The sequence below is a fragment of the Mesorhizobium sp. WSM4844 genome (assembly GCF_055811775.1).
Genome location: NZ_JBVVQB010000008.1, coordinates 137127 through 162626, shown reverse-complemented (window position 1 = coordinate 162626; position 25500 = coordinate 137127). Strand labels below are relative to the sequence as shown.

At 62.7% G+C, this 25500-nt stretch carries 24 protein-coding genes and 1 pseudogene; 12 read left to right on the top strand and 13 right to left on the bottom strand.

Going from position 1 to position 25500, the window contains the following annotated elements:
• Nucleotides 1-76 precede the first annotated feature (76 nt).
• The 4 genes from metG to AC0L2A_RS10010 are packed head-to-tail and all read left to right on the top strand — an operon-like array spanning nucleotide 77 to nucleotide 3732.
• Nucleotides 77-1630 (top strand): methionine--tRNA ligase, encoded by a 1554-nt coding sequence (gene metG / locus AC0L2A_RS10025; RefSeq protein WP_473608569.1) that lies wholly within the window; start codon nucleotides 77-79, stop codon nucleotides 1628-1630.
• Nucleotides 1630-2424, top strand: coding sequence for a TatD family hydrolase (locus tag AC0L2A_RS10020; protein WP_287247967.1), 795 nt, complete (start codon nucleotides 1630-1632; stop codon nucleotides 2422-2424). The genes metG and AC0L2A_RS10020 overlap by 1 nt, the downstream gene beginning before the upstream one ends.
• A gap of 3 nt (nucleotides 2425-2427) precedes the next feature.
• Nucleotides 2428-3246, top strand: a complete 819-nt coding sequence (locus AC0L2A_RS10015) for an MBL fold metallo-hydrolase (protein WP_473608567.1) — start codon at nucleotides 2428-2430, stop codon at nucleotides 3244-3246.
• Between the two features lie 15 nt (nucleotides 3247-3261).
• Nucleotides 3262-3732, top strand: a complete 471-nt coding sequence (locus AC0L2A_RS10010) for a YbaK/EbsC family protein (RefSeq protein ID WP_473608566.1) — start codon at nucleotides 3262-3264, stop codon at nucleotides 3730-3732.
• 55 nt (nucleotides 3733-3787) lie between these two features.
• On the opposite strand, the gene AC0L2A_RS10005 is transcribed toward AC0L2A_RS10010, so the two are convergent.
• Nucleotides 3788-4441, bottom strand: a complete 654-nt coding sequence (locus tag AC0L2A_RS10005; protein WP_091591074.1) for a TetR/AcrR family transcriptional regulator — start codon at nucleotides 4439-4441, stop codon at nucleotides 3788-3790.
• A 244-nt stretch (nucleotides 4442-4685) separates the two neighbouring features.
• Here AC0L2A_RS10005 and AC0L2A_RS10000 point away from each other — a divergent pair, with 244 nt between their 5' ends.
• The 3 genes and pseudogenes from AC0L2A_RS10000 (at nucleotide 4686) to AC0L2A_RS09990 (ending at nucleotide 6741) form a co-directional block, all read left to right on the top strand.
• On the top strand, nucleotides 4686-5633 hold the full coding sequence (locus tag AC0L2A_RS10000) for a homocysteine S-methyltransferase family protein (protein WP_473608564.1): 948 nt from the start codon (nucleotides 4686-4688) through the stop codon (nucleotides 5631-5633).
• 223 nt (nucleotides 5634-5856) lie between these two features.
• Nucleotides 5857-6057 (top strand): annotated as a pseudogene (locus tag AC0L2A_RS09995) (acyl-CoA dehydrogenase family protein); the annotation flags it as partial.
• A 54-nt stretch (nucleotides 6058-6111) separates the two neighbouring features.
• Complete coding sequence (locus AC0L2A_RS09990; RefSeq protein ID WP_473608579.1) at nucleotides 6112-6741, top strand: acyl-CoA dehydrogenase family protein; 630 nt, start codon at nucleotides 6112-6114, stop codon at nucleotides 6739-6741.
• A 260-nt stretch (nucleotides 6742-7001) separates the two neighbouring features.
• Here the strand turns inward: AC0L2A_RS09990 and AC0L2A_RS09985 are convergent, their stop codons facing one another.
• Genes AC0L2A_RS09985 through AC0L2A_RS09975 form a run of 3 tightly spaced genes read right to left on the bottom strand, consistent with a single transcriptional unit; the run spans nucleotide 7002 to nucleotide 9040 of the window.
• Nucleotides 7002-7718: a Bax inhibitor-1/YccA family protein gene (locus tag AC0L2A_RS09985; RefSeq protein ID WP_091591079.1), complete on the bottom strand. Its 717-nt coding sequence runs from the start codon at nucleotides 7716-7718 to the stop codon at nucleotides 7002-7004.
• 21 nt (nucleotides 7719-7739) lie between these two features.
• Entirely contained in the window at nucleotides 7740-8513 is a 774-nt protein-coding gene (locus AC0L2A_RS09980; RefSeq protein WP_473608577.1) for an anti-sigma factor family protein, read from the bottom strand.
• A gap of 8 nt (nucleotides 8514-8521) precedes the next feature.
• The gene (locus tag AC0L2A_RS09975; protein ID WP_473608563.1) at nucleotides 8522-9040 is read right to left on the bottom strand and encodes a sigma-70 family RNA polymerase sigma factor; all 519 of its coding nucleotides are present in this window, start codon (nucleotides 9038-9040) and stop codon (nucleotides 8522-8524) included.
• Nucleotides 9041-9391: 351 nt separating this feature from the next.
• Between AC0L2A_RS09975 and AC0L2A_RS09970 the strand changes: the two genes are divergently transcribed.
• The 3 genes from AC0L2A_RS09970 to mazG all read left to right on the top strand — a co-directional run bounded on the left by AC0L2A_RS09970 (nucleotide 9392) and on the right by mazG (nucleotide 12835).
• The gene (locus tag AC0L2A_RS09970; RefSeq protein WP_473608562.1) at nucleotides 9392-10558 is read left to right on the top strand and encodes an OpgC family protein; all 1167 of its coding nucleotides are present in this window, start codon (nucleotides 9392-9394) and stop codon (nucleotides 10556-10558) included.
• A 183-nt stretch (nucleotides 10559-10741) separates the two neighbouring features.
• Entirely contained in the window at nucleotides 10742-11926 is a 1185-nt protein-coding gene (locus tag AC0L2A_RS09965; protein WP_473608560.1) for an amino acid aminotransferase, read from the top strand.
• An 84-nt stretch (nucleotides 11927-12010) separates the two neighbouring features.
• Nucleotides 12011-12835: a nucleoside triphosphate pyrophosphohydrolase gene (gene mazG, locus AC0L2A_RS09960; RefSeq protein ID WP_473608559.1), complete on the top strand. Its 825-nt coding sequence runs from the start codon at nucleotides 12011-12013 to the stop codon at nucleotides 12833-12835.
• Between the two features lie 6 nt (nucleotides 12836-12841).
• Here the strand turns inward: mazG and hflX are convergent, their stop codons facing one another.
• From hflX to dusB, 8 genes are all read right to left on the bottom strand, one after another.
• Nucleotides 12842-14233: a GTPase HflX gene (hflX, locus tag AC0L2A_RS09955; protein ID WP_473608558.1), complete on the bottom strand. Its 1392-nt coding sequence runs from the start codon at nucleotides 14231-14233 to the stop codon at nucleotides 12842-12844.
• On the bottom strand, nucleotides 14234-14479 hold the full coding sequence (gene hfq / locus AC0L2A_RS09950; RefSeq protein ID WP_006202172.1) for an RNA chaperone Hfq: 246 nt from the start codon (nucleotides 14477-14479) through the stop codon (nucleotides 14234-14236).
• 145 nt (nucleotides 14480-14624) lie between these two features.
• Nucleotides 14625-15485, bottom strand: coding sequence for a D-amino-acid transaminase (locus AC0L2A_RS09945; protein WP_473608556.1), 861 nt, complete (start codon nucleotides 15483-15485; stop codon nucleotides 14625-14627).
• A gap of 186 nt (nucleotides 15486-15671) precedes the next feature.
• Nucleotides 15672-17033 carry a nitrogen assimilation response regulator NtrX gene (ntrX, locus tag AC0L2A_RS09940; RefSeq protein WP_027153990.1) on the bottom strand — a complete coding sequence of 454 codons (1362 nt, stop codon included), beginning with the start codon at nucleotides 17031-17033 and terminating at the stop codon, nucleotides 15672-15674.
• Nucleotides 17023-19308: a sensor histidine kinase NtrY-like gene (locus AC0L2A_RS09935; protein ID WP_473608555.1), complete on the bottom strand. Its 2286-nt coding sequence runs from the start codon at nucleotides 19306-19308 to the stop codon at nucleotides 17023-17025. Before AC0L2A_RS09935 ends, ntrX begins: the two co-directional genes overlap by 11 nt.
• Nucleotides 19309-19478: 170 nt before the next feature.
• A complete protein-coding gene (gene ntrC / locus AC0L2A_RS09930) occupies nucleotides 19479-20939 on the bottom strand; it encodes a nitrogen regulation protein NR(I) (RefSeq protein WP_023799224.1) in 1461 nt (486 codons plus the stop codon).
• The gene (locus tag AC0L2A_RS09925; RefSeq protein WP_473608554.1) at nucleotides 20936-22078 is read right to left on the bottom strand and encodes a two-component system sensor histidine kinase NtrB; all 1143 of its coding nucleotides are present in this window, start codon (nucleotides 22076-22078) and stop codon (nucleotides 20936-20938) included. The genes ntrC and AC0L2A_RS09925 overlap by 4 nt, the downstream gene beginning before the upstream one ends.
• Complete coding sequence (gene dusB / locus AC0L2A_RS09920) at nucleotides 22075-23103, bottom strand: tRNA dihydrouridine synthase DusB (RefSeq protein ID WP_473608552.1); 1029 nt, start codon at nucleotides 23101-23103, stop codon at nucleotides 22075-22077. Before dusB ends, AC0L2A_RS09925 begins: the two co-directional genes overlap by 4 nt.
• A 218-nt stretch (nucleotides 23104-23321) precedes the next feature.
• On the opposite strand from dusB, the gene AC0L2A_RS09915 reads away from it, so the two are divergent.
• Nucleotides 23322-24551 (top strand): bifunctional 2-C-methyl-D-erythritol 4-phosphate cytidylyltransferase/2-C-methyl-D-erythritol 2,4-cyclodiphosphate synthase, encoded by a 1230-nt coding sequence (locus AC0L2A_RS09915; RefSeq protein ID WP_473608551.1) that lies wholly within the window; start codon nucleotides 23322-23324, stop codon nucleotides 24549-24551.
• Complete coding sequence (locus tag AC0L2A_RS09910) at nucleotides 24548-25057, top strand: CinA family protein (protein ID WP_473608550.1); 510 nt, start codon at nucleotides 24548-24550, stop codon at nucleotides 25055-25057. Before AC0L2A_RS09915 ends, AC0L2A_RS09910 begins: the two co-directional genes overlap by 4 nt.
• On the opposite strand, the gene AC0L2A_RS09905 is transcribed toward AC0L2A_RS09910, so the two are convergent.
• Nucleotides 25033-25491: a type II toxin-antitoxin system RatA family toxin gene (locus AC0L2A_RS09905; RefSeq protein WP_473608548.1), complete on the bottom strand. Its 459-nt coding sequence runs from the start codon at nucleotides 25489-25491 to the stop codon at nucleotides 25033-25035. The genes AC0L2A_RS09910 and AC0L2A_RS09905 overlap by 25 nt on opposite strands.
• Nucleotides 25492-25500 lie beyond the last annotated feature (9 nt).

Below are 25500 nucleotides of genomic sequence, written 5' to 3'. Positions count from 1 at the left end.
ATCGGGATGGCAATCGCCGTTTCGATGCGATATCCACCGACATCTTTCATTCAGACATTCATGACGGCTCATCCACATGGCACGCGAAAAATACTACCTCACGACGCCGATTTTCTATCCGAACGGCAAGCCGCATATCGGTCATGCCTACAATGTCATCGCCAGCGACACGCTGGCCCGCTTTCAGCGGCTCGACGGCAAGGACGTCTTCTTCGTCTCGGGAACCGACGAGCACGGTTTGAAGATGCAGCAGACGGCGGACGCCGAAGGCCTGACGCCGAAAGCGCTTGCCGATCGCAATTCGGCGATCTTCCGCTCGATGCTTGAAGCGACCGGCTGTTCGAATGATGTTTTCATCCGCACCACCGAAGAGCGCCACTACAAGGCCTGCCAGGCGATCTGGACACGCATGGCGGAAAATGGCGACATTTACCTCGACCGCTATAGCGGCTGGTATTCGGTGCGGCAGGAAGCCTATTTCGACGAGGCCGAAACCAAGGTCGGCGACGACGGCGTGCGTCGCGAACCGCTCGGCTCGCCCGTCGAGTGGACCGAGGAAGAGAGCTATTTCTTCCGCCTTTCCGCCTATCAGGACAGGTTGCTCGCGCTCTATGAGAGCAACCCCGAATTTGTCGGACCGGCGGAGCGGCGCAACGAAATCGTCAGCTTCGTCAAATCCGGGCTGAAGGACCTGTCGATCTCGCGCACCACGTTCAAATGGGGCGTGCCGGTGCCGGGCGACGACAAGCATGTGATGTATGTCTGGGTCGATGCATTGACCAACTACATCACGGCTGCCGGTTATCCGGATGCGGCCGATGACAGATGGTCCTTCTGGCCGGCGAACGTCCACGTCATCGGCAAGGACATCGTCCGCTTCCATGCCGTCTACTGGCCGGCCTTCCTGCTGTCGGCAGGGATCGAACTGCCGAAGCGCGTATTCGCGCATGGTTTTCTGTTCAACCGCGGCGAGAAAATGTCGAAGTCGGTCGGCAATGTCGTCGATCCGTTCGCGATGATCGAGCATTACGGTCTCGACCAGGTACGCTATTTCTTCATGCGCGAAGTGCCGTTCGGCCAGGACGGCAGCTACAGCCACGACGCCATCGTCAACCGCACCAATGCCGACCTCGCCAACGGCCTTGGCAATCTGGCGCAGCGCTCGCTGTCGATGATCGCCAAGAACTGCGGCGGCGTAGTGCCGAAACGCAGCGAGTTGGCGGAGGCCGACAGGGCGATCCTCGACCAGACGGTGGAGGCGCTTGCTACTGCACGCAAGATGATGGCGGAGCAGGGCATCCATCTGGCGCTGGCGGCGATCTTCGGCGTCGTGGCGGAGGCTGATCGCTACTTCGCCTCGCAGGAACCGTGGGCGCTCAGAAAGACCGATCCGGAGCGCATGGAAACGGTGCTGTGGACGACCGCGGAAGTCGTCCGACGCGTGGCGCTGCTGTGCCAGCCCTTCATTCCGGGATCGGCCGCCAAGCTGCTCGACCTGCTGGCCGTACCGGCGGACAGCCGCGATTTCGTGCATGTCCACGCGGACCATGCGCTGGTATCGGGGATTACTCTGCCCGCGCCGGAGGGCGTGTTTCCGCGTTACGTCGAGCAACCGGACGCGAACATCTGATGTTGGTCGACAGTCACTGCCATCTCGACTTTCCGGATTTCGCAGAGGAGCGGGCTGCCATCGTCGCCCGCGCCTTGGCCGCTGGAATCGGTCGCATGGTGACGATCTCGACGCGTGTGAAGCGGTTCCAACAAGTGCTTGAGATCGCTGAATCTTTCGACGAAGTCTATTGCTCTGTCGGCACCCATCCTCACAACGCCGCCGAGGAGTTGGACGTGACTGTCGAGGCGCTTGTCCGGCTGTCCGCTCATCGCAAAGTGGTGGCGATCGGCGAGGCCGGGCTCGACTATTTCTACGATCATGCGCCGCGCGATGCGCAGGCGCAGGGCTTTCGCACGCACATCGCCGCAGCGCGCGAGACGGGCCTGCCTCTGGTCATCCACGCGCGTGATGCCGACAGCGACATGGCTGATATCCTCAAGGAGGAAACAGGGAAGGGCGCCTTCCCGTTCATCCTGCACTGTTTTTCGTCAGGGCGCAGGCTGGCCGAGATCGGCGTGGCGCTCGGCGGTTATGTTTCGTTTTCCGGCATCGTGACTTTCAAGAATTCGGCCGAGCTGCGCGCCATCGCCGCCGATGTGCCACATGACCGCCTGCTGGTCGAAACCGACGCGCCGTACCTTGCGCCGGTACCGTTTCGCGGCAAGCGCAACGAGCCTGCCTATGTCGCGCATACGGCCAAGGTGCTGGCCGAAACGATCGGCGTCAGCGAGGCTGACATCGCCGCTGTCACCACGGACAATTTCTTCCGGCTGTTCAGCAAGATGCCGCGCCCGACCGCGCTGAGCGTTTGACGCATGAGCGACCGGCTGCGCCTCACCATTCTCGGCTGCGGCTCATCGCCGGGCACGCCGCGCATCACCGGCGACTGGGGGAATTGCGATCCGGCCAATCCGAGGAACCGGCGCATGCGCACCGCAGCGCTCATCGAGCGGATCGCGGCAAACGGCGACAGGACCACAGTCGTCATCGACACCGGGCCGGATTTCCGCGCGCAGATGCTGCTGGCTTCAGTCAGGCGCATAGATGCGGTCGTCTATACGCATCCGCATGCCGACCACATCCACGGCATCGACGATTTGCGCGGCTTCGTGCTCGAGCAGCGTCATCGGATCGATATCCACGCCGACCAGCCGACCATGCTGCGGTTACGGGAAGCATTCGGCTATTGTTTCGAAACACCGTTAGGCAGTTCCTATCCGCCCATTGTCGAGCCCCATATCATCGACCATGCCAGGGCGGTGGTGATCGAAGGCGAGGGGGGTGCCCTGACCCTCGAGCCGCTGCCGCAGATCCATGGCGACATCATATCGCTTGGGTTTCGCATCGGCGGCCTCGCCTATTGCCCCGATGTCAGTGATTTCCCCGACGCCACCGCCGAACGGCTGCGCGATCTCGACGTGCTGGTCATCGATGCGCTGCAATACAGGCCGCATCCGAGCCATCTGTCGCTCGGCCAGGCACTCGGCTGGATCGAAAAACTGGCGCCGAAAAAGGCCGTACTGACGCATATGCATGTGCCGCTCGACTACGCTGCGGTGATGGCCGAGACGCCGGCCGGCGTCGACCCGGCCTATGACGGCATGACGATCGAAATCCCTTATGAATCTGCATGATAGGTTCGGTTCTTCATGGCTGGGAGCGTTGATCGTGTGACCAGGGCAGCGGCCGATGCCGGCCTCGACATCGAAATCAGGCGCATGGGCGCCTCGACACGCACCGCCGAGGAAGCCGCCGCGCAATGCGGCTGCACAGTCGCCCAGATCGTCAAATCCCTGGTGTTCCAGGGACAAACCAGCGGAAAGCTGTTTCTCTTCCTGGTTTCCGGCTCCAATCAGCTCGATCTGGGCAAGGCTGCCGCACTGGCCGGCGAGCTGCTGAAGCGCGCCGACCCGCGGCAGATCCGCGACGAGACTGGATTTGCAATCGGCGGCGTGGCGCCGATCGGCCATCTGATTGCAATCCCGGCGTTCGCCGACGAAACGCTGCTCGGTTTCGATCGTGTTTGGGCAGCGGCCGGCGCGCACGACGCGGTGTTCGCCGCCGAGCCACAGGCAATGATCAGGGCAGCGCAGGCTGTCGTGGCGAAGCTGGCAGTCTGAATCGAACGCGCCTGATTATCGCAGTCTCAAGGCTGCGGCGAGCGCCCGGCGCACTCTATTCGGCGGCGACGGCGGTGGGCGGCTGCATGATTTCGGGCGCCGCCGGCGCGAACAACATCTTTACGACGTTGCGGAAGGCGAGGATCTGGCGTTCGAGGACACGCGGGTCGCCGAGCCCCCGCGACATGATGATGCCGCCATCGATCACACAGGAGAACATGATGGCGACGTCGTCGAGGTCCATGCCCTTGCGGGCAGGATAAACGGCCGCGATCTCGTTCAGCGCGTCGCGAAACCGCCCGTTCCAGGAGCGGACGGCGGCGGCGGCGATGTCGCGAACGGTGCGGTCAAAGAGGCGCTCCTGATAGGTGAACGTCGCGATCAGGCAGCCGGGGTGGCCGTTCGGCAAGTCACCCATCAGCTCGGCAAGCAGCTTGAGCGTGATCAGGAACGACTGCAACGGATCATCGGACAATTGCCGGCCGCGGTGAAACACATCATCGAAGATGCGGTCGTTCTCCTCGACGTAGCGCAGCATCAAGGCGCGGGCGAGTTCGTTCTTGTCCTTGAAATGATAGAAGAAGCCGCTCTTGGTGATGCCGGCTTCGGCGATCACCTCCTCGATGGAAGTCGCGCCGAACCCCTTGGCGAGCACCGAGGCCTCGGCGATCTCCAGAATGCGTTCGCGCGTTTCCGCACCTTTGCGCATGACCGAATGCCCTTAGATCTACTGTACCGGCGGTATGGTTTTCACACCCGCCACCATCGGCACCGATAGCAATATGACCGGCCCAGCGCGGCTATCCGTCTGTAATTGCTGCGGTTTCCGCTTCGGTGGAGTACCGGACCACGAGCCTTCTACCGCACCGGCGGCACGTACTGCTAAAACCTGGCTATTGCGAACCGGCCGCCATCAGGGCGGCACCGGTGTCATCTTACCACTGGAGACAAACATGGCCAAGTACCGCCAGAATCTGCCGCAACTCGCCAACAGAACATTCCTGAGCGATGGCGGCATGGAAACGTCCCTCATCTTTCACGAAGGCCTCGACCTTCCGCACTTTGCTTCATTCACGCTGATGGCAACGCCTGAAGGCCGGCAGAAGCTGAGGGAATATTTTATCCGTTATCTGACCATTGCGCGCAGAAGCGGGACCGGCTTCATCCTCGACACGCCGACGTGGCGAGCCAACCCCGATTGGGGAACCTTGCTCGGCTATGGGCCGGAAGCGTTGCGGGCCGTCAACGAGGCCTCGATCGAGCTTCTTCTCGACCTGCGCAATGAGTTCGAGACCGCCGAAACGCCGTGCGTCATCAGCGGCGCGATCGGGCCGCGCGGCGACGGCTACAAAGCCGGCGAGATGGACGCCAGCGAGGCGGAAGCCTATCACGCGGCGCAGATCGAGAGTTTCGCGCGGACCGAGGCCGACATGGTTGCGGCCTATACGCTCACCAATTTCCACGAGGCAATCGGCGTGGCGCGGGCGGCCAAGGCACATGAGATGCCGTGCATGATCTCGTTCACCGTGGAGACGGACGGCAAGCTGGTGACCGGCATGGCGCTCGGCGAGGCGATCGACAGGGTCGACGACGCGACAGACGGTGCGCCGGCCTACTATATGATCAACTGCGCCCATCCGACGCATTTCATGCAGGCGCTGAACAAGGGCGAGCGCTGGCTCGATCGCGTCTATGGCGTGAAGGCGAACGCTTCAACCAAAAGCCATGCCGAACTGGACGAATCGGAAACGCTCGACGCGGGCGACCCGGACGATCTCGGGCGGCGCTACAGCAGGCTGACAGCCTCGTTTCCGACGATGCGCATCCTGGGCGGCTGCTGCGGCACCGACCACCGGCACGTCGCGGCGATCTGCGAGGCCTGCGTGCCACAGGCGGCGTAGGAACTTGTGTGCGTCGCAGGAGACGCAACGCTATTCCGCTGGTTCCAAAGGAAACGAGGAACTGCGGTTGGGCCGAAAAGCAACGCAATTACAACGCACATCAGTTCCATAATCTATCTTATGCGACTTTCTGATGGGTGGAATTCTCAGCGTGAACCGACGGAAAGCCTCTCTGATTTTTGCGTCGATCGGCTTAGCGTAGGCGTCCAACGCAGAGCGCGACGGCGACGGCTATATCCTCAACGGCCACAAGACGTATGTCGGCAATAGCCATGTCGGCGATCTGCATGGGGTGATCGTCCGGACCGGAGGCGGCTCGAAGGGTCTGTCCGCGTTCCTCGTAGAGGCGGATCGCCCCGGCCTCTCACGCGCCGCACTGAAGCCGGCGATGGGCTTGCACGGCTTCGGTTTTGGGGAACTTGCCTTCGACAACTGCCGGGTCCCCGCTGAAAACCTGCTCGGCAAGGAGGGCGACGGCTTGGCTGTGGCCTACTCTTCCAGCATCCTCTACGGGAGGCCCAACCTGACCGCCGTCGCGCTCGGAATCCACCATGCGCTTGTCGACGAGACCGTGGCATTTGCCGCGCAGCAGCACCGTTACGGCAGCCCTCTTTGCGAACTTCCGACCATTAAGCAGAAACTCGGCCAGATGCAGTCGCGGCTGATGACCGCCCGGCTCGCCGCCTATCACGCAGTGCATATGCTGGACCGCGCCGTGCCGTGTGACCCTGAACTGATAAATGCCAAGCTGATCAACGTCGAGTACGCCTTGGATTCGGCCCGCAATGCCATGGAGGTGCATGCCGCCTGTGGATTGTTCGCCGACCGGCCCATCGAAAGATTGCTGCGGGATGCGCACCACATCTTCGCGCCGGCGGGCACCTCTGACGTGCAGCTCCTGAGGTTGGCAGAGTTCGCCTTGGGCACCTCGAAGACACAGTGGTCACAGCGGCTTGCTTCGTCGGCTGGATCGCAATCGTATCGCCACCATGGATGCCCGGTCTCCTACCAGCCAGCTTCGCCCGATGCAGCCACTCAGCGACAGGCCCGTATCAGCCCGACCTTTTCCTCGATTGCCGTGCCTCCTACCCTCCCCGGCGCCATGTAGTATGGGGCGCCGGGCTGCCGGGCAATCTGATCGTTGATGAAGCGTTCCGTTTCGGCGTCGCGCGGCGGCGTCTGCCGCTCGACATTGGCAAGTTTCTCGAAAGAGTGCCGATCGCCTGCTGGTCGTTCCTGTCCATGGCAAGCAACTCCGATATCCAGGCGCGCCGCGTTCCGAGAGATTTTCGCGACGCGCTTCAAGTCTCTGTTCATGCATGTCGCTGCTCCAAAGCCGCTGCCGCGACATGCATGGATTTGACGCGGCTATTCGCGCTCGCCGGTGAAGTTCAACAGCAGCTGGAAGATGTTGATAAAATTCAAATAGAGCGAGAATGCACCGAAGACGGCGAGCTTCTGCTGCGATTCCGCACCGAAGTTTTCAGCAAATTGCTCCTTGATCGTCTGGGTATCCCAGGCGGTGAGACCGATGAACACGGCGATGCCGATCACCGAGATGGCGAACTGGAGCGCGGTCGAGCCGAGGAAGATGTTGACGATGCTGGCGATCACCACGCCGATCAGCCCCATGATCAGGAAGGACGAGAACTGGGTCAGGTCGCGTTTGGTCGTGTAGCCGTAAAGGCTGGTCGCGCCGAACATGGTGGCGGCGATGAAGAAGGTGCGCGCGATGCTGGTCCCGGTGAACACCAGGAACACGGACGCCAGCGACAGGCCCATGACCGCACAGAATGCCCAGAACATCGCCTGAGCGCCGGCCGCGGACATCGTCTGCATCCGGAACGAGAACAGCAGCACGAAGGCGAGCGGTGCCAGCATCACCACCCACTTCAACGGAGTGGAAAAGATCGGCACGTAGAGGGCTGGCGTCGAAGCCACGACGAAGGCGATCACGCCGGTAACGACGAGGCCAACTCCCATGTAGTTGTAAACGCGCAGCATGTGCTGGCGCAGGCCTTCGTCATAGACGGCGCCGGTTTGGGCTCCGACGCCGGTGCGGTATCCTAGATTGGGGGTGTTCATGTGGGTTCTCCTTTGTGAAGGTCAGTAAAGCGTGTTGGCGAGCGTTTCTGCGGTGCGATCGAGATCGCTGACACCGCTTCGGGCGACGACTGCGTAAGCAACTTCGCCGATCTGGAAATAGGCCGAGGAAATTTCGCCCGACGGGGCGACGGTCGGCTGGACCACGTCGAACGTTCCGGGCCTGATCGCGAACAGCGAAACCAGTCCGAGGTCTGTTGTTTCGACAGCCATCTCGACGCTCGGGCCGAACTGCGATGGATAGATCTGGACGTCACGGACTTTCCAGTCCTTCGGCAGCGACGGCATGACGATCGCCGTGGCGGCGCGGATTTCGTCCGCATCGTAATCCGGCGCTTCGGGCTGGGATGACATCGCCTCGCGTAGGATCGTCGTCCTGTGTGCCCGGATCGCCTCCTCCAGATAGACAGGCGGCTGGGTCGAGGCGACGACTTTCGTCACCGATATCGGCCCGACGATCCCGTTGGCCAACCAGCCCGCAGCCACCAGTACTGCGACCGCCGCAGCCCGCTGCAACGTGCGCAAGGCGCGCCCTCGAGCCAGTCCCCGTTCCAGCCGCCGTGCCGCATCAGCCGTCGCCGGCCGCGCCATGCCCTTGCATCCGGCAAGCGCCACGCGCAGTTCGTCGCGCGTCCTGAGGTCGGACATGACGCGGGCGGCAGCCTCCGGACGGGCGGAAAGGAACGCCTCGACCTCAATGCGGCGGGCAACGTCCAGCTGGTCGTCGACATAGGCGTCGAGGTCGGCATCGGTCACCGGGTCGCGCAGTTCGCTCATCATGGACATCACGGGCCTCCCACGATCTTGAGGTGGCTTTTCGCATGTGCCGGCAATTTGTCCTCCATCTCGCGAAGCGCTGCGCGCGCCCTGCCGATGCGCGACATCAGCGTTCCCAGCGGCACGCCGCTGGCCTCGGCCGCCTGGCTGTAGGTAAGTCCCTCGATGGCGACGAGATGCAGCGCCGAACGCTGCTCATCCGGCAATTTGAAAAAAGCTTCGCGTACCTGTGCCAGGCGGACGGAATGCTCCTGGGGTGCCTGCATACTGGCGTCGGCAAGATATCCGGCCTGCTCGACCCGCGCCGCTTCGGATTTGCGGGACCGCAAGCCGTCAACGAAAGCGTTGTGGACGATCGACAGCAGCCATGCGCGCAAGTTTCCGCCGGATCGAAAGGTGCCGCGCCGCTCATAGGCACGCACCAGCGCGTCATGCACAAGATCCTCTGCTTCCGCGCTGTCGCGCGTCAGAGAACGCGCGTAGCGGCGCAAAGAACCAAGCTGTCCTACGATATCGAAGCGTGGCATCGACCCTCTCACGTCCTGTTTACGGAGCATGGCAGGCTTTTAATCCCGCTCTTTGAGTTTTTTGCGATCCGGGATGTCAGGCACAGCCGGCACAAAGCCACCAGCGCGCGTACGATTTCTTGTCCGGGAACGAGCCGCCCTCCCCGCAGCCGCCTCAATTCGCCGCGCGGTTTTAGCGCCACCGGGGATTTCGATGTTTATCCCTGAATTAATTTGTGACGCGAAAAATCGCGAAAGTGTCATCTTTTTCGGGGCACTTGCGAGTTATAGGCAGGAAACATTCACCGCCGAATCTTCCCTTCGCCGACGGCGCTTTGGGCCCGCTTTTGTTCAACGAATTATCGACCCGACATGACAAGCCCCGACATGACAGGCAATGTGCCAGCCCAGCGGGATACCCGCATCGATGTCTTCCGCGCGCTAGCGCTGCTGACGATCTTCGTCAACCACGTGCCGGGTACGATCTTCGAGTATGTCACGCACAAGAATTTCGGCTTTTCCGATTCGGCCGAAGCATTCGTGCTGATTTCGGGGATTGCCGTTGGGCTCGCCTACGGACTGAAGTTCCAGCCGGGGAATCGGTTGCTCATCACCCTGAAGGCCTGGCGGCGTGCCGGTGTCCTCTATGTCACCCACGTCATGACCACTGTCGCGACGCTGGCGATCTTCTCGGCGGCTGCATTGCATTTCTCGCGGCCCGATCTTTTGAAGCTGATCAACATCCAGATGATCATCGAGGACACGCCGGAAGCGCTGCTCGGCATCGCGGCGCTCGGGCATCAGATCGGCTATAACAACATTCTTTCCATGTATGCCGTCGTACTTCTGATGATGCCGGTTTTCCTGTGGATCGGCACTTTCAGCCTGCGCCTGATGCTCGCTGCGTCCGCTCTTCTCTGGCTCATCGTCGGCGTTTTCCAGATCGCGCCTTCAAATTTCCCCGGCGACGGCTTCTGGTTCCTGAACCCGCTCTCCTGGCAGTTTCTTTTCGTCATCGGCATCGCCGGCATGCTGCATATCAAGCGCGGCGGCGAAATCCGCTTCAACTGGATGATGGCGAGCGCGGCCGTCCTGTATCTGGTCGGCGCGCTGATCTGGGTGCGGCTGCCGCTGTGGGGCATCGAGACGGCCTCTGGCCTGCCTACCGTGCTGACCGGCTTCGACAAGACGTTCCTGTCGCTGTCGCGCCTCATGCACATTCTGGCGATCGCCTATCTGATCGTGGCAATCCCGGCGCTTTCCAACCTGGCGAAGACGAGGCCCGGACACCCGCTCGCGGTTCTCGGCAAGCATTCGCTGCCGGTCTTCATCGCCGGAACGATCCTCGCCATGATCGCGCAGGTCATGAAGGTCGTCAGCCCAGGCGGCGTCCTCTACGACGCGATCCTGATCTCGACAGGCATCGCGCTGCAGTTCGGCTTCGCCTACTACCTCGAATGGTTGCCGCGGATCGGTTGGGGCGGCAAGAAGCGGCAATCTGGAGCCGCCTTGCCGTCTGCTGCTCTCAAACCGGCATGATAGAACGGCGCGACGCGCCGTGCGATCAAGGCCTTTCGACGGTGCGAGCCTCGCCTCCAGGCCACGCTTTGGATTGCTGTGTCCAGTCGCCCGGTTGGCGGTTTTCCGCCTGGCGCAACTGAAAACCGCTGGCGCAGCACAGCCGATTTGCGTATCACTCCGCCGCCAACGGAAACCGCGCCGATGTTCGAAGACCTCCAGCCTGCCCCAGCCGACAAGATCCTCGCCTTGATCGGCCTCTATCGTTCCGATCCCCGCCCCGGCAAGGTCGACCTCGGCGTTGGTGTCTACAAGGATCGCGATGGTAAGACGCCGGTGATGCGCGCCGTGCGCGAAGCCGAAAAGCGATTGCTGCAGAGCCAGGATACCAAGACCTATCTCGGCCTTGCCGGCGATACCGGCTTCAACACGGCGATGGCGAGGCTGGTTTTTGGCCCCGCGGCCGAGCTGACGCGCATCCGTGCGGCGCAGGCGCCCGGCGGCTCGGGCGCGCTGCGGCTGGTGGCGGAACTGCTCAAGAGGACGCGATCCGACGCGACGATCTGGCTGTCGGACCCGACCTGGCCGAACCACATGCCGGTGATGCGCGCCGCCGGCTTGCAGATACGCGAATATCCCTACTTCGACGCAGCCTCAGGTGCTGTTCGCTTCGCCGACATGATGAGCGCGCTGGCGACCGCCAGGAGCGGCGACGTGGTGCTGCTGCATGGTTGTTGCCACAATCCGACAGGCGCCAATCTGGACACCGCGCAGTGGGCTGAAATAGCAGACCTCGTCGTCGAGCGCGGCCTGCTGCCCTTTGTCGACATTGCCTATCAGGGGTTTGGCGAGGGCCTTGACGCTGACGCCGCCGGCTTGCGCCTGCTGGCAGCAAAAGTCCCGGAAATGGTGGTTGCCTCGAGCTGCTCGAAGAACTTTGCCGTGTATCGTGAACGCGTCGGCGCGGCGATGATCCTGGCAAAAGACAGCGCGCAGGCGGATGTCGCAATGAGCCAGATGCTGTCGGCGGCGCGCGCCATGTACTCGATGCCGCCGGACCACGGCGCGGCCGCGGTGCGCATCGTGCTTGAAGACGCCACGCTGCGCGCCGACTGGGAAGCGGAGCTCGAGGAGATGCGCCTGCGCATGCTGCGGCTTCGGGTGCAATTCGCCGAAGCGCTGCGGCGGCAGTCCAATTCCGATCGCTTCGATTTCGTCGCCAGCCATCGCGGCATGTTTTCCCGGCTTGGCCTGTCCGAAGCGCAGGTCGAGCGGCTGCGCGCCGAGCACGGCGTCTATATGGTCGGCGACAGCCGCATCAACGTCGCCGGCCTGCCGGAGGACGGCATGGACGCGCTCGCCAAGGCGATCGTCTCTGTGCTCGACTGAGACTTTGAGCGGCGCTGTGGACAATCGCCCCTCGCCTTGCGACGGCGTTGGCTGCACCGTCGGACGCAGGCTAGCATGCAACCGATGAAACCCTCGAAAGATATTTCTCGGCTGATCGAGATCATGGCGGCGCTGCGGGCGCCGGAAACCGGCTGCCCGTGGGACGTCGAGCAGGATTTCTCGAGCATCGCGCCCTACACGATCGAGGAAGCCTACGAGGTGGCGGACGCCATCGCGCGTGGCGACCTGGACGATCTGCGCGACGAGCTCGGCGACCTGCTGCTGCAGGTCGTCTACCATGCGCAGATGGCCGAGGAGGCCGGTGAATTCGCCTTTGGCGACGTGGTCCAGGCCATCACCACAAAAATGATCCGCCGCCATCCGCATGTCTTCGGCGACGATGAGGCGCGCAGCGCCGGCACGGCCAAGGGCATGTGGGAGAAGATCAAGGCCGAGGAAAAAGCCGAAAAGCGAAATGTCCGCCTCGCCCGCGGGCACGATCCGGAGGATCATGGCAAGGGTTTTCTGGACAGCGTACCGGTCGCCCTGCCCGCTTTGACGCGGGCGCTCAAGCTGCAGGAAAAAGCGGCCCGCGTCGGCTTCGACTGGAGCGAGGCCACGCCAATCCTCGACAAGATCGAGGAAGAGATCGGCGAGTTGCGCCAGGCCCTTGCCAAGGGCGATACGGCTTCGATCAAGGACGAGTTCGGCGACATGCTGTTTGCCGTCGTCAATCTCGGGCGTCATCTCAAGGTTGATTCCGAAGCGGCGCTCAGCGGCACCAACGAGAAATTCCGGTCGCGGTTCCACTATGTCGAGCACGCGCTGGAAAGGTCCGGAAACACCCTGGAAAAGGCGACGCTCGACGAGATGGAGGCGCTTTGGCAGCAAGCTAAAAGCGCGAAGTAACAGAAATTATCCGTTGTTTTTACGGTGCAATCTGGTTTCTATCTCTTCGTGTGCGCTTCGCGTCGCTTTGAGCGACACGGTTATACCGCCATCTTCATTGTCGGTGCGCGAGACCACGTCGCCATTGCGGTAGAGCCAGTCGACGAACCCAAGCTGGTCAGGCTTGAGCGTGACGGTCTGCGTTTCCAGTTCGCCTGAAACTCGTGTCTCGATGATCGCCTTCAGCACATCGATGCCCTCGCCGGTGGCGGCCGATATGGCAATCGGCGGTGCCTTGCTGCCGTCGATGCCGTCGGCGAGCAACCGCTCCCGGTTGCCCGCATCGAGCCGGTCGATCTTGTTCCACACTTCGATGACGCGCCTGCCGTCGCCGGCATCGACGCCGAGATCGGCGAGGATGCGCTCGACATCCTCGGCCTGGGCGGCCGTGTCGGGATCCGAAATATCGCGCAAATGGATGACGAGATCGGCCTCGACCACCTCTTCGAGCGTTGCCCGGAAGGCCGCGATCAGATGCGTCGGCAGGTCCGAAATGAAACCGACCGTGTCCGAAAGGATGACCGGCGTGCCGTGCGGCAGCCGCACCCGACGCAGTGTCGGGTCGAGCGTGGCGAACAGCATGTCCTCGGCCAGCACCCCAGCTCCGGTCAGCCTGTTGAACAGCGTCGACTTGCCGGCGTTGGTATAGCCGACAATGGCCACGACCGGGAACGGCACCTTCTTGCGCTTGGCGCGGTGCAGGTCACGGGTGCGTCGCACTGTTTCCAGCTCGTGCTTGAGCTTGTTGATCTTGTCCTGCAGGACACGGCGGTCCGACTCGATCTGCGTTTCGCCAGGGCCGCCGAGGAAACCGGCACCGCCGCGTTGGCGCTCGAGGTGAGTCCAGCTTCGCACCAGCCGGCCCTTCTGATAGTTGAGGTGCGCCAGATCGACCTGCAGCGTGCCTTCCTTGGTCCGCGCGCGCTCGCCGAAAATTTCCAGGATCAGGCCGGTGCGATCCAGCACCTTGGCGTTCAATTCCTTCTCCAGGTTGCGCTGCTGAACCGGCGTCAGCGGATGGTCGACAATGACCAGTTCGGCACGGCCCTCTTTGACGATCTCGGCGAACTCCGCGACCTTGCCGCTGCCGAGCAGGGTTGCAGGCCGGGGATCGTTGACGGTCACAACAGCGGTATGGATCGGGTCGAGGTTTATGGCTTGGGCAAGGCCGACCGCCTCGTCGTGGCGGGCCTCGGCAGAACGCGTCAGGCGCGGGCGATTGGTGTCTTCGTCGCCGCGCGGCTGGCGGGTAAGCACCGGCACGATGACCACGGCGCGGGTCGGGCCTTCGGTCTCCGCCCCCGTCTGATATGCTGGTTTTTCGCGAACGCTGCGATCCGCGTCTTTCTTACGTGCCAATCAGGCGCCCTGGCTTTCCTCGCCATCGAACATCTGAACCGGCTGGCTCGGCATGATCGTGGAAATGGCGTGCTTGTAGACGAGCTGGGAGTGGCCGTCTCGACGCAGCAGAACACAGAAATTGTCGAAGGAAGTGACCACGCCGGTCAGCTTCACGCCGTTGATGAGGAAGATGGTGAGTGGGTTTTTGCTTTTGCGAACTGAATTCAGGAACAGGTCCTGAAGATTTTGCGATCGTTCCGCCATTGTTCTTGTCTTTCGCCGATCCCCTTCGGTTTGCAGGCCAATGCGCCAAATTAACTGGCACATGTCAAGCGCGCAAACACCGTCTTGCCGTCAATAACGACAAGCAGAACGAGATATATTGATGTTCATTCCACCTGTGCGGTTATCAGGCTAGACTTTTTTCCGCAACGTCAAAAAAGGCGTGCCGCAAGGAAAGTGTTATCGAGCCCGGATGGCCGTTGGCGACCGGAGCACCGTCGATCGCCACGATCGGCATGGCGATTGTGGTCGCGGAGCTGATGAAAACCTCGCGCGCGGCCTTGGCTTCGGCGACCGAAAAGCCCCGCTCCTCGATCTTCAGGCCGAGCTTGGCGGCCACGTCGAACAGCGTGGTGCGGGTGATGCCGCGCAGGATGCCGTGCTCGGCCGGACGCGTCACCAGCACGCCTTCCCTGGTGATGATCCAGGCGTTCGACGACCCACCTTCCTTGACGGTGCCGTCGGCATCGACGAACCAGGCTTCCTGGGCGCCGGCTTCCTTGGCCTTCTGCTTGGCGAGCACATTTGGCAGCAGGCCGACCGACTTGATGTCGACCCGGTCCCAACGGTTCTCCGGCACGGTGATGACCTTGATTCCGCTTTCGGCCCTCCTGGCGGCAGCAGCGGGGTCGGCTTTCCTGGCGGTAACCACCAGCGACGGCTTCGTGCCTGCCGGGAAAGCAAAATCACGGCTGGCGACACCGCGCGTCACCTGAAGATAGACCAGGCCATCGGCGACATGGTTGCGGCGGACCACCTCGCGCAGGATGATCGGCAACACGCCCGGCGTGACCGGCCAGTCGATCGACAATTCGGTCAGCGAGCGGTTCAGCCGTCCGAGATGGCGAGGCATATCGACGATGAAGCCGCGCGCCACCTCGCAGACCTCGTAGACACCGTCGGCGAACTGATAGCCACGGTCCTCGATATGCACGAAAGCGTCGGCGTGAGCGACATAGCGCCCGTTCACATAGGTAATGCGCGGCATGGGTCACCCCTGAAGAAGTCAGCGCATGACCCCGAAAATCGGACTTTATTTTCGGGAAGGAGCATGCGCAAAAAAACAAAATGCTACAGCGTCGTTGCGCGTCCCAAAAGACGCGCGGCAGCGTTTCTTATGCGATTCCGCCGCCGCCGTAATCGATAATTGCGTAGGCCACGACCGGATTGGCTATCAGACGCCCAGCGATTTCAGCTTTCGGTGAAGCGCCGAGCGCTCCATGCCGATGAACTCGGCCGTTTTCGAGATGTTGCCGCCAAAACGGTTGATCTGGGCGATCAGATAGTCCTTCTCGAACTGTTCGCGCGCTTCACGCAACGGCAGCGCCATGATGTGCTGATCGGATTGGTTTGGCGTGCGCGGCATGACATCGCCGATCTCGGCAGGCAAGAGATCGGCGGTGATCGGTGCGTCGATATCGTCGCCGCGCGCCAGGATCATCAACCGCTCGACGTTGTTGCGCAACTGGCGAACGTTGCCTGGCCAGTTGTGCGCCTGCAGCACCGCCAGCGCGTCGTCGCCGATGCGCCGCGGCCGGATTCCGGCCTGGCGGGCGATCTGCTTCATGAAATTGTCGACAAGATAGGGGATGTCCTCACGCCGCTCGGCCAATCCCGGCACCATGACCGGAACCACCGCCAGGCGGTGATAGAGATCCTCGCGGAAACGACCGTCGGCGATCATCGCCTCCAGGTTCTGCGACGTCGACGAAATGATGCGGACATCGACCTTGACCCGTTTGGTGCCCCCTACCCGCTCGAACTGCTGCTCGACCAGCACGCGCAAGATCTTGTTTTGCGTTTCGCGCGGCATGTCGGCCACTTCGTCGATGTAGAGAATGCCGCGATGGGCTTCCTCAAGCGCGCCGACCTTGCGTTCGACACCGTTTGATTCGGTACCGAACAGCTCGACCTCCATGCGTTCGGGCGTGATGTTGGCGGCGCTCAGCGTGACAAACGGGGCGCCCTTGCGCGCCGACAGCGTGTGGATGGCGCGTGCCGCGAGTTCCTTACCCGAGCCGGAGGGGCCGATGATCATGACGCGGCTGTTGGTCGGCGCGACGCGCTCGATGGTCTGGCGCAACTGGCTCATCGCCGACGACATGCCGATCAGGTCGAAGGTTTCGCCGCTGCGCAGCTTGAGATCCGAAACCTCGCGTCTCAGCTTCGAGGTTTCAATGGCACGTTCGGCGATGAGGATCAGCCTGTCGGCCTTGAACGGTTTTTCGATGAAGTCATAGGCGCCGCGGCGGATGGCCGAGACCGCCGTCTCGATGTTGCCGTGGCCCGAGATCATCACCACCGGCAGGCTCGGATGCATCGTCTTGATCTCGTCCAGCAGCGCCAGTCCGTCCAGGCGTGAGCCTTGCAGCCAGATGTCGAGGAAAATCAGCCTCGGCGCCCGGTCGGCGATCGCCGCCAGGGCGCTGTCGGCGTCGAATGCCGTGCGGGTTTCGTGACCTTCGTCGCTCAGGATACCGGCGACAAGCTCGCGGATGTCTTCCTCGTCATCGACGATGAGAATGTCAGACGCCATTACCGACCTTTTCAGTTTCTCTTTCGGGTTCTGTCCTGCCTTCGCCGCGCGACGGCACAGTGGCGGCGAGTGGCAGGATGATGCTGATCATCGCGCCTCGCCCGTCGTGGAAATCCGCCGGCGCGTCATGCAATTCGAGCCGGCCGCCATGGTCCTCCACTATCTTCTTGACGATAGCGAGGCCGAGCCCGGTGCCCTTCTCGCGTGTCGTCATGTAAGGCTCGAGCAATCGCTGGCGGTTCTCGCGCGGCAAGCCCTTGCCGTTGTCGATGACATCGATGCGAATCGTATCATTCTGGCGCCCGGCTTGAATCCGGATTATGCCGTGCGAGCGGTCCTTTTGATCAAGTCCGTCAATCGCCTCGGCTGCGTTCTTGATGACGTTGCCAAAGGCCTGCGCCATCAGGCGGCTGTCGAACGTGCCTTTGAGCGGTTCGTTGCCGAATACGCGCTCGAAGGTGATATCGGAGCGGCTCACCTCGACGAGGAACGAGGCTTCGCGCAACGATTCGCGCAAATCGAGGGCCTTCATTTCGGGCTTGGGCATGCGTGCGAAAGCCGAGAACTCGTCGACCATGCGGCCGATGTCCTCCACTTGCCTGATGATCGTATCGGTGCACTGATCGAAAACCTCGCGGTCTTCGGTGATGACCTTGCCGTAGCGGCGCTTGATGCGCTCGGCGGAAAGCTGGATCGGCGTCAGCGGGTTCTTGATCTCGTGGGCGATGCGCCGCGCCACATCCGCCCAGGCCGAGGAACGCTGCGCCTGGACCAGATCGGTGATGTCGTCCACCGTCACGACATAGGATTTCTCCTCCGAACCGTCGTCACCGGCCTCGACCGTGATCTGCACGTTGAAGGTGCGCTCCGCACCGGCGCGATAGAAGGTCACCTGTTCGCGATGGACAGGCTTGCCCGACTTGCGGCCGATCTCGAAGACGCGGCCAACATGCGGCAGCACGGCGGAGAGATTTTGCCCGAGTGCGGCGGTGGCGGATATGGCCAGCATCGTTTCGGCCGACCGGTTGACGATGGTGACGATGCCATACGGATCGACGCCGATAACGCCGGCGGTGACACCGGCAAGCACGGCTTCCGAAAAACGCCGCCGCTCGTCGATCAAATCCTTGGCGGACAGAATCTCGTTACGCTGCGATTTCAGTTCCAGCAGCATCTTGTTGAAGGTGTCGCCGAGCGAGGCGACGTCGCCGTCGGAGGGCCGAACCGGCACGGCAACGTCGAGATTGCCGGTCGCGACCTCGTCGGCCGCGCCGATGAGCTGGCGGATCGGCCGCACCAGGCGGTCGGCCACGGCGATGCCGGTCCAGATGGCGGACAGGATGATGATCAGCGTCAGCGACAAATAGGGAAGTGCAAAGGCCACCTGCGAGGTGCGGCGACTGTCTTCGAGGCCGCGATATTCGTCGGTGTTGGACCTGACAATCTGCCGCGCCTTGATCACCTCGGGATCGACGAGCCGGATGGTGTAGAGATAGAGCCCTTCGATCTCGCGCAGTTTGACGATGGCGCCCATGATGTTGCGCGTCTTCGGCTCGATCAGCACCGGCCTGCCGTCAGCGGCACCGCTCATGGCGCCTTCCGGCGGCTCCGGCATGGCAAAATCGGCTTCGGTCTTGGCGCTCATGACGAACGAACCGTCGGACCTGATCAGTGCGGCATGGGCCAGCGAGCGTCCAACGGCTTCCTTGTTCATCAGATCGAGGAAGCCGGTTCGATCGAGGCCGTAGAGCGTGCGGGAGGCGTCGAGATCGTAAGCCATCGACAGGGTCGTTCCCTGGAGGTTGCGCGCGTTCTCCTGCACATAGGCATCGGCTATCGACAGCGACGAATTGACGATCGTCTTGGTGCGGATTTCGAACCAGCGATCAAGACCGATATCGAGCGTGATCGAGGCGATGATCGCCACCATGATGGCGGGAATCGCGGCGACCAGCGCGAACATCGCGACGATCCGCACATGCAGCCGCGACGCCGCCTTGCCGCGCCGGCGCGCCATCACGATACGATGTACTTCGCGGCCAACCAGCGCGATCAGGAACAGGATGAACGCCGCATTGACGGCGATTAGCGCCAGCGTTGTGCTCTCGTCCGGCGTGATCGGCGTGGCACCGACGAGGATGGCGAAGGAGATCGCCGCCGTAACCAGCGCACCGGCAATTGCCACCACGCCCGGCAGCGCAAGCAGCCGGCGCCCGTCACTTGTGCGGGGTTCGCTGAAAAGCGTTTCGCTCAGTCTCGATGCCCGTGGAGCCATGTCGCCGTCTAGAGCCAGTGATTGCGTCGGATGTATGCAACGCATTGTGGCGATTATGCAACAAGTGTGGCCTCGACGGAACTGTTTCGGCGCTCGATCCCCCGGAAAAGGCTTCGCTCTGTCACACCGGCCCGAAATTCGGGATCGATTTGTTGAAAGAAAACGGCGCTCTAAGCTTGCCTGGTCGATTTGTAGACGTTGACGCCGAGTTCGCGAATCTTCTTGCGCAGCGTGTTGCGATTGAGCCCGAGGAGCTCCGCAGCCTTGATCTGGTTGCCGCGGGTTGCCGTCATCGAAGCAAGCACCAGCGGATATTCGACCTCAGAAAGGATACGCTGATAGAGGCCGGCGGGCGGCAAGTCGCCGGCGAACGAAGCAAAATAGCGCTGCAGGAAATGCTCCACCGCCTGGCCGATGGACAGATCGTCGGGTATGAGATTGCCGCCGCCGGGGACGACCGGCCTCTCGCCGGTCTTCAGTTCCGCCTCGATGACTTCGGCGGAAATCTCGTCCTGCGAATAGAGCGCGGCAAGTCTGCGGACAAGATTTTCGAGCTCGCGCACGTTGCCCGGCCACGGATAGCGCTTCATCAGCTCGATGCCGCCCGTGGAAATGCGCTTGGTCTGCAGGCCTTCGCTGGCGCCAAGCTTGAAGAAGTGCCGGACGAGATCCGGAACGTCCTCGGACCGCTCGCGCAGCGCCGGCAGCCTTAGCGGCACGACATTCAGGCGATAGAACAGATCCTCGCGGAAAAGCCCTTGATTGATCAGCGTGCGCAGATCCTTGTTGGTGGCGGCGACGATGCGCACGTCGGTCTTGATCGGCGTGCGGCCGCCGACGGTGGTGTATTCGCCCTGCTGCAGGACACGCAGCAGGCGGGTCTGCGCCTCCATCGGCATGTCGCCGATCTCGTCAAGGAAGAGCGTGCCGCCTTCGGCCTGCTCGAAACGGCCGGTGGAGCGGTTCTGCGCGCCGGTGAAGGCGCCTTTCTCGTGCCCGAACAGTTCCGATTCGATCAGGTCGCGCGGGATCGCAGCCATGTTGATCGCGACGAAGGGGCCGCCGCGGCGGCGGCCATACTCGTGCAGCGCGCGCGCGACCAGTTCCTTGCCGGTGCCCGATTCGCCTGAAATCATCACCGTCAGGTCGGTCTGCATCATGCGCGCCAGCATGCGGTAGATATCCTGCATGGCGGCCGAGCGGCCAACCAGCGGCATCGTTTCCGGCGGCTCGTCCGCCCGCGCATCGATTTTCGGCCGTCGGGGCTCGGAAAGCGCCCGGTTGACGATGTTGAGAAGCTCGGTCAGGTCGAACGGTTTCGGCAGATATTCGTAGGCGCCGGTTTCGGAGGCGCGAATCGCGGTCATGAACGTGTTCTGGGCGCTCATGACGATGACGGGCAGTTCCGGTCGCGCCTTCTTGATGCGCGGCAGCATGTCGAAGGCGTTTTCGTCGGGCATAACCACGTCGGTGATGACGAGATCGCCCTCGCCCGCCGCCACCCAGCGCCACAGCGTCGAGGCGTTGGACGTCACGCGCACCTCATGGCCGACGCGCGAAAGCGCCTGATTGAGGACGGTGCGGATGGCCGCATCGTCGTCGGCGACGAGAATATTGCCGCGAACCGTCATTTGCGGTCTCCTTCGCCATCGTCGTCTGTGCCGAACGGCGTTTCTTTCCAGGCTGGCATCAGGATGCGGAAGGTGGTTGCGCGCGGCGTCGAATCGCATTCGATGATGCCGCCATGCTCGCCAACGATTTTCGCGACCAGCGCCAGACCAAGCCCCGACCCGTTCGGCTTGGTGGTGATGAAGGGGTCGAACAGGATCGGCAGGATATCTTCGGAGACGCCAGAACCGTTGTCGCGCACGCAAAATTCCAGCGGCAGCGACACGCGGCCCTGCGATCCCGGAACGGAAACACGGATGCCCGGCCGGAACGCGGTCGACAGGGTGATCTCGCCTTGCGGATCGCCGCCAATCGCCTCGGCCGCATTCTTGACCAGGTTGAGGAACACCTGGATGAGCTGGTCGCGGTTGGCGAAAACCGGAGGCAATGATGGATCATAATCCTCCAATATCTTGATCCGCTTGGCAAAACCGTTCTTGGCAATCGCCTTCACATGGTCGAGCACGATATGGATGTTGACCGGATAGCGATCGACGGGCCGCTCGTCGGAAAACACCTCCATGCGATCGACGAGCGAGACGATGCGGTCGGTCTCGTCGGTGATCAGCCGGGTCAGCGCGCGATCCTCGTCGGAAGCCGACAGTTCGAGCAGTTGGGCGGCGCCCCGGATGCCGGATAGCGGGTTCTTGATCTCGTGGGCAAGCATCGCGGCAAGGCCGGTCACCGAGCGTGCCGCACCGCGGTGCGTCATCTGCCGGTCGATCTTGTCGGCCATCGACCGTTCCTGGAACATCACCACGACGGAGCCCGGGAATTCCGACACCGGCGCGACATAGAGATCCACGACCTTCTCGATGCCGAGGCGCGGCGACGACACGTCGACCCGGTATTCGTTGACGGGTGCCCGGCGCTCGCGCACCTGGTCGACAAGCGTCAGCAACGGGCTGCCGAAGGGAATGAGCTTGGATAATGTGTTGCGGGCGAGCATGGTCGCGCTCGAGCGGAAGAAATCCTCGGCATCGGCGTTGGCGAAGGTGATGAATCCTTCCGCATCGAGCATGATCACCGGGCGGCGGATGGTGTTGAGCACGATGTGTGCGGCGTCCGCGATGTCCATGTTCTGTGCAACGGTGGCATTCATGCTGCGCTCCGCAGGTTCATCGCCTCGGCAGCGCTTGAAAACACCTCGCGCAACGCGGCAATGACGCGGACGGGCTCGAAGCAGGTAAGGATGGCCTTTCGCTGCTCATCAACGACGCCAGCGGCGTGGCGGTCGAGATACCAGCCAAGATGCTTGCGCGCCTGGCGCACGCCGCTTTCGATGCCGTAGAGCGACAGCATGTCCTGATAGTGGGCAACGACGTATTCGGCCAGCGCTTGCGGGCTTTCCGGCACACCGGGCGTCATCTCTTTTGCCGCGGCTGCCGCGATGCTGCCTGCCGTCCAGGGCGCGCCATAATGGGCGCGGCCGATCATCACCGCGTCGGCGCCCGACTGGTCGAGGATCATTGCTGCCTCCGCCGGCGAGCTGACGTCGCCATTGGCAATGACCGGGATCGAAACAGCCTGCTTTATGCGTGCGATGGCGCGCCAGTCGGCCTTGCCCTGGTAGAACTGACAGCGCGTGCGGCCATGCACCGTCACCATCTGAACTCCCGCCTGCTCGGCGCGGCGCGCCAGAACAGGCGCATTGAGCGCGCTTTCGTCCCAGCCGAGCCGCATCTTGACCGTGACCGGCACCTCGACGGCGCCGACCACCGCCTCGATCAGCGACAAAGCGTGATCGAGATCGCGCATCAGCGCCGAACCGGCATAGCCGCCCGTCACCTTCTTGGCCGGGCAGCCCATGTTGATGTCGATGATGTCGGCGCCCTCGCCCGCGGCTATACGGGCGCCCTCTGCCATATGCACCGCCTCACGGCCGGCAAGCTGGACCATGTGCACCGGCAGCCCGGAATGGCGGATGCGCAGGCCGCAACCGGCTCTGCCCCTGGCAAGTTCGCCGCTCGCCACCATCTCCGACACCACCAACCCGGCGCCATGCGCATAGGCACGCTGCCGGAAGGGCTCATCTGTTATGCCCGACATGGGCGCGAGAAAAGCGCGATTGCGGATTCTCACACGACCCACATCCAGCGGAGATGCCAATTTGGTCAGGTCAAGCATGCACAAAAACCAAGCATTTTTAATAGCTGCACATTCACTAGCCAGAATGGCGGCAATGTGCAACGCGCAATGACGTCGCATTAAGGCGCATTTGGGAAAATGCTGGCACTAGCCAAAGTGCGGTGCGTGTTGGGGACGCTATTGGCACTTTGCATCTGCGCATGATCTCTTCCGAAAAGCGATTCCACTTTTTGGGATGATGCGCTAAGCGTCTCGGCATGACAGACGCAAGCGAAAAGCAGGCTTTGGCTGCGGACGACAAGGTTGCCGTCGTTATCGTCGCCGCCGGCCGCGGCGCGCGCGCCGGTCAGGCCGACGGGCCGAAGCAATACCAAAGGATCGGCGGCCGTGCCGTCATCGCGCGCACATTGGACGTGTTTCTGGCGCATCCGGGAATCGGTCCTGTCGTCGTCGCCATTCATGCCGACGACAGCGGACTTTTTCGCAGCGCCGCCGGCGCCAACGCCGACCGGGTGGTCACGGTGACCGGTGGCGCGTCCAGACAGGACTCCGTCCGGCTCGGATTGCTTGCGCTGAGAGGCCATGCGCCGCGCCGGGTTCTGGTCCATGACGCCGTCCGCCCGTTCGTCGACGCGGAATTGATAGACCGCACGGTCGCCGCCATCGGCGAGCGCCAGGCAGCGCTGCCTGCCCTGCCCGTCGCCGACACGCTGAAACGTGAATCGGCCGCCGGCATGATCGGCGAGACGGTTTCCAGGAACGGGCTTCATGCCGCCCAAACGCCGCAGGGCTTTCCGTTCTGGCCGATCCTGGCCGCCCATGAAAAGGCCCATCATCTGGGCAAGGCGGACTTCACCGACGATGCCGCGATTGCCGAATGGGCGAATATTCCGGTGAAAATCGTCCCCGGCTCGCCGGACAATGTCAAACTCACCTGGGCAAGGGATATCTCGATGGCGGATCAGCGGCTTTCCGGCGAACGGCCGCGTTTTCCGGATATCCGCACCGGCAATGGCTACGACGTACATGCCTTTGAGCCCGGCGACCATGTCGTCCTGTGCGGCGTCTCCATCGCGCACGACAAGAAACTGTCCGGCCATTCGGATGCCGATGTCGGCCTGCACGCCTTGACCGACGCGCTGCTCGCCACTTGTGGTGCGGGCGACATCGGCACACATTTCCCGCCATCGGACCCGCAGTGGAAAGGCGTGGCCTCGCGGATCTTCGTCGAGCATGCGGCAGGATTGGTGCGCGCGCGCGGCGGGCGTATCGCCAACGCCGACATCACGCTGATCTGCGAGGCGCCGCGCGTCGGCCCGCATCGCGAAGCAATGACCGAAATCCTTTCGGCAATGCTGGCGATTTCCCGGGACCGCATCTCGATCAAGGCGACGACCAACGAAAAGCTCGGCTTTGTCGGACGCGAGGAAGGCATAGCCGCCATCGCCACCGCCAGCGTCGTGTTTCCAGGTGATGTCCCCGAATGAGCAACAGCGATCTCGCAGATGCCCTGCTTCAAGCCTGCCAACAGCGCGGCATCATGCTGGCGACGGCCGAGAGCTGCACCGGCGGCATGATCATCGCCGCCTTGACCGACATCGCCGGCTCATCGACGGTGGTCGACCGGGGTTTCATCACCTATTCCAACGAGGCCAAGACGGAGATGCTCGGCGTTTCCGCCGCCACGCTCGAGGCGCACGGCGCGGTCTCACGGGAAACGGCGGTCGAGATGGCGGCCGGCGCCTTGGACCATTCGCGCGCCGGGCTAACCCTTGCCGTCACCGGCATTGCCGGTCCTGGCGGCGGCTCGACGGAAAAGCCCGTCGGCCTGGTCTGGTTCGGTATCGCCTTGACCGGCCGGCCGGTCGTCAGCGAATGCCAGTTGTTTGACGACAAGGGCCGCAATTTCATCCGCCGGGAGACGGTCAGGCATGCGCTTGAACTGGGCTTGCGCGCGCTCGCTGCGGATCAGGCGGCCGGCGCTGCGCCATAGATGAGGTCGGCGCGCTTCTCGAACGCCTCGGAAAACATGCGGAAGGCGCGATCGAACATCGCTCCCATCACCGCACCCAGAATACGACTCTTGAATTCGTAGTCGATGAAGAAGCAGACATTGCAGCCGCCGTCGGCCGGCTCGAAACGCCAGGCATTGCTCAGATATTTGAACGGACCGTCGATGTATTTGACGTCGATGGCCTTCTCGTCGGGCTTTAGCAGCACCTGCGTGGTGAAAGTCTCGCGGATCGCCTTGTAGCCTATGCTCATGTCGGCGACGAGGAGGGTGCGTCCGTCGCGTTCCTTGCGCGAGCGAACCGTCAGCGCTTCGCAAAGCGGCAGGAATTGCGGATAGGATGCGACATCGGCGACCAGAGCGAACATCTGTTCCGGCGTATGCGCAACGCGGCGATGGGCTTCGAATTGTGGCATGAAACCAGT

What these genes read in the sequence shown, in the direction of transcription:
- metG (WP_473608569.1), top strand. Translation starts at nt 77, where the DNA reads ATGGCACGCGAAAAATACTACCTCACGACGCCGATTTTCTATCCGAAC.
- AC0L2A_RS10020 (WP_287247967.1), top strand. Translation starts at nt 1,630, where the DNA reads ATGTTGGTCGACAGTCACTGCCATCTCGACTTTCCGGATTTCGCAGAG.
- AC0L2A_RS10015 (WP_473608567.1), top strand. Translation starts at nt 2,428, where the DNA reads ATGAGCGACCGGCTGCGCCTCACCATTCTCGGCTGCGGCTCATCGCCG.
- AC0L2A_RS10010 (WP_473608566.1), top strand. Translation starts at nt 3,262, where the DNA reads ATGGCTGGGAGCGTTGATCGTGTGACCAGGGCAGCGGCCGATGCCGGC.
- AC0L2A_RS10005 (WP_091591074.1), bottom strand. Translation starts at nt 4,441, where the DNA reads ATGCGCAAAGGTGCGGAAACGCGCGAACGCATTCTGGAGATCGCCGAG.
- AC0L2A_RS10000 (WP_473608564.1), top strand. Translation starts at nt 4,686, where the DNA reads ATGGCCAAGTACCGCCAGAATCTGCCGCAACTCGCCAACAGAACATTC.
- AC0L2A_RS09985 (WP_091591079.1), bottom strand. Translation starts at nt 7,718, where the DNA reads ATGAACACCCCCAATCTAGGATACCGCACCGGCGTCGGAGCCCAAACC.
- AC0L2A_RS09980 (WP_473608577.1), bottom strand. Translation starts at nt 8,513, where the DNA reads ATGAGCGAACTGCGCGACCCGGTGACCGATGCCGACCTCGACGCCTAT.
- AC0L2A_RS09975 (WP_473608563.1), bottom strand. Translation starts at nt 9,040, where the DNA reads ATGCCACGCTTCGATATCGTAGGACAGCTTGGTTCTTTGCGCCGCTAC.
- AC0L2A_RS09970 (WP_473608562.1), top strand. Translation starts at nt 9,392, where the DNA reads ATGACAAGCCCCGACATGACAGGCAATGTGCCAGCCCAGCGGGATACC.
- AC0L2A_RS09965 (WP_473608560.1), top strand. Translation starts at nt 10,742, where the DNA reads ATGTTCGAAGACCTCCAGCCTGCCCCAGCCGACAAGATCCTCGCCTTG.
- mazG (WP_473608559.1), top strand. Translation starts at nt 12,011, where the DNA reads ATGAAACCCTCGAAAGATATTTCTCGGCTGATCGAGATCATGGCGGCG.
- hfq (WP_006202172.1), bottom strand. Translation starts at nt 14,479, where the DNA reads ATGGCGGAACGATCGCAAAATCTTCAGGACCTGTTCCTGAATTCAGTT.
- AC0L2A_RS09945 (WP_473608556.1), bottom strand. Translation starts at nt 15,485, where the DNA reads ATGCCGCGCATTACCTATGTGAACGGGCGCTATGTCGCTCACGCCGAC.
- ntrX (WP_027153990.1), bottom strand. Translation starts at nt 17,033, where the DNA reads ATGGCGTCTGACATTCTCATCGTCGATGACGAGGAAGACATCCGCGAG.
- AC0L2A_RS09935 (WP_473608555.1), bottom strand. Translation starts at nt 19,308, where the DNA reads ATGGCTCCACGGGCATCGAGACTGAGCGAAACGCTTTTCAGCGAACCC.
- ntrC (WP_023799224.1), bottom strand. Translation starts at nt 20,939, where the DNA reads ATGACGGTTCGCGGCAATATTCTCGTCGCCGACGACGATGCGGCCATC.
- AC0L2A_RS09925 (WP_473608554.1), bottom strand. Translation starts at nt 22,078, where the DNA reads ATGAATGCCACCGTTGCACAGAACATGGACATCGCGGACGCCGCACAC.
- dusB (WP_473608552.1), bottom strand. Translation starts at nt 23,103, where the DNA reads ATGCTTGACCTGACCAAATTGGCATCTCCGCTGGATGTGGGTCGTGTG.
- AC0L2A_RS09915 (WP_473608551.1), top strand. Translation starts at nt 23,322, where the DNA reads ATGACAGACGCAAGCGAAAAGCAGGCTTTGGCTGCGGACGACAAGGTT.
- AC0L2A_RS09910 (WP_473608550.1), top strand. Translation starts at nt 24,548, where the DNA reads ATGAGCAACAGCGATCTCGCAGATGCCCTGCTTCAAGCCTGCCAACAG.
- AC0L2A_RS09905 (WP_473608548.1), bottom strand. Translation starts at nt 25,491, where the DNA reads ATGCCACAATTCGAAGCCCATCGCCGCGTTGCGCATACGCCGGAACAG.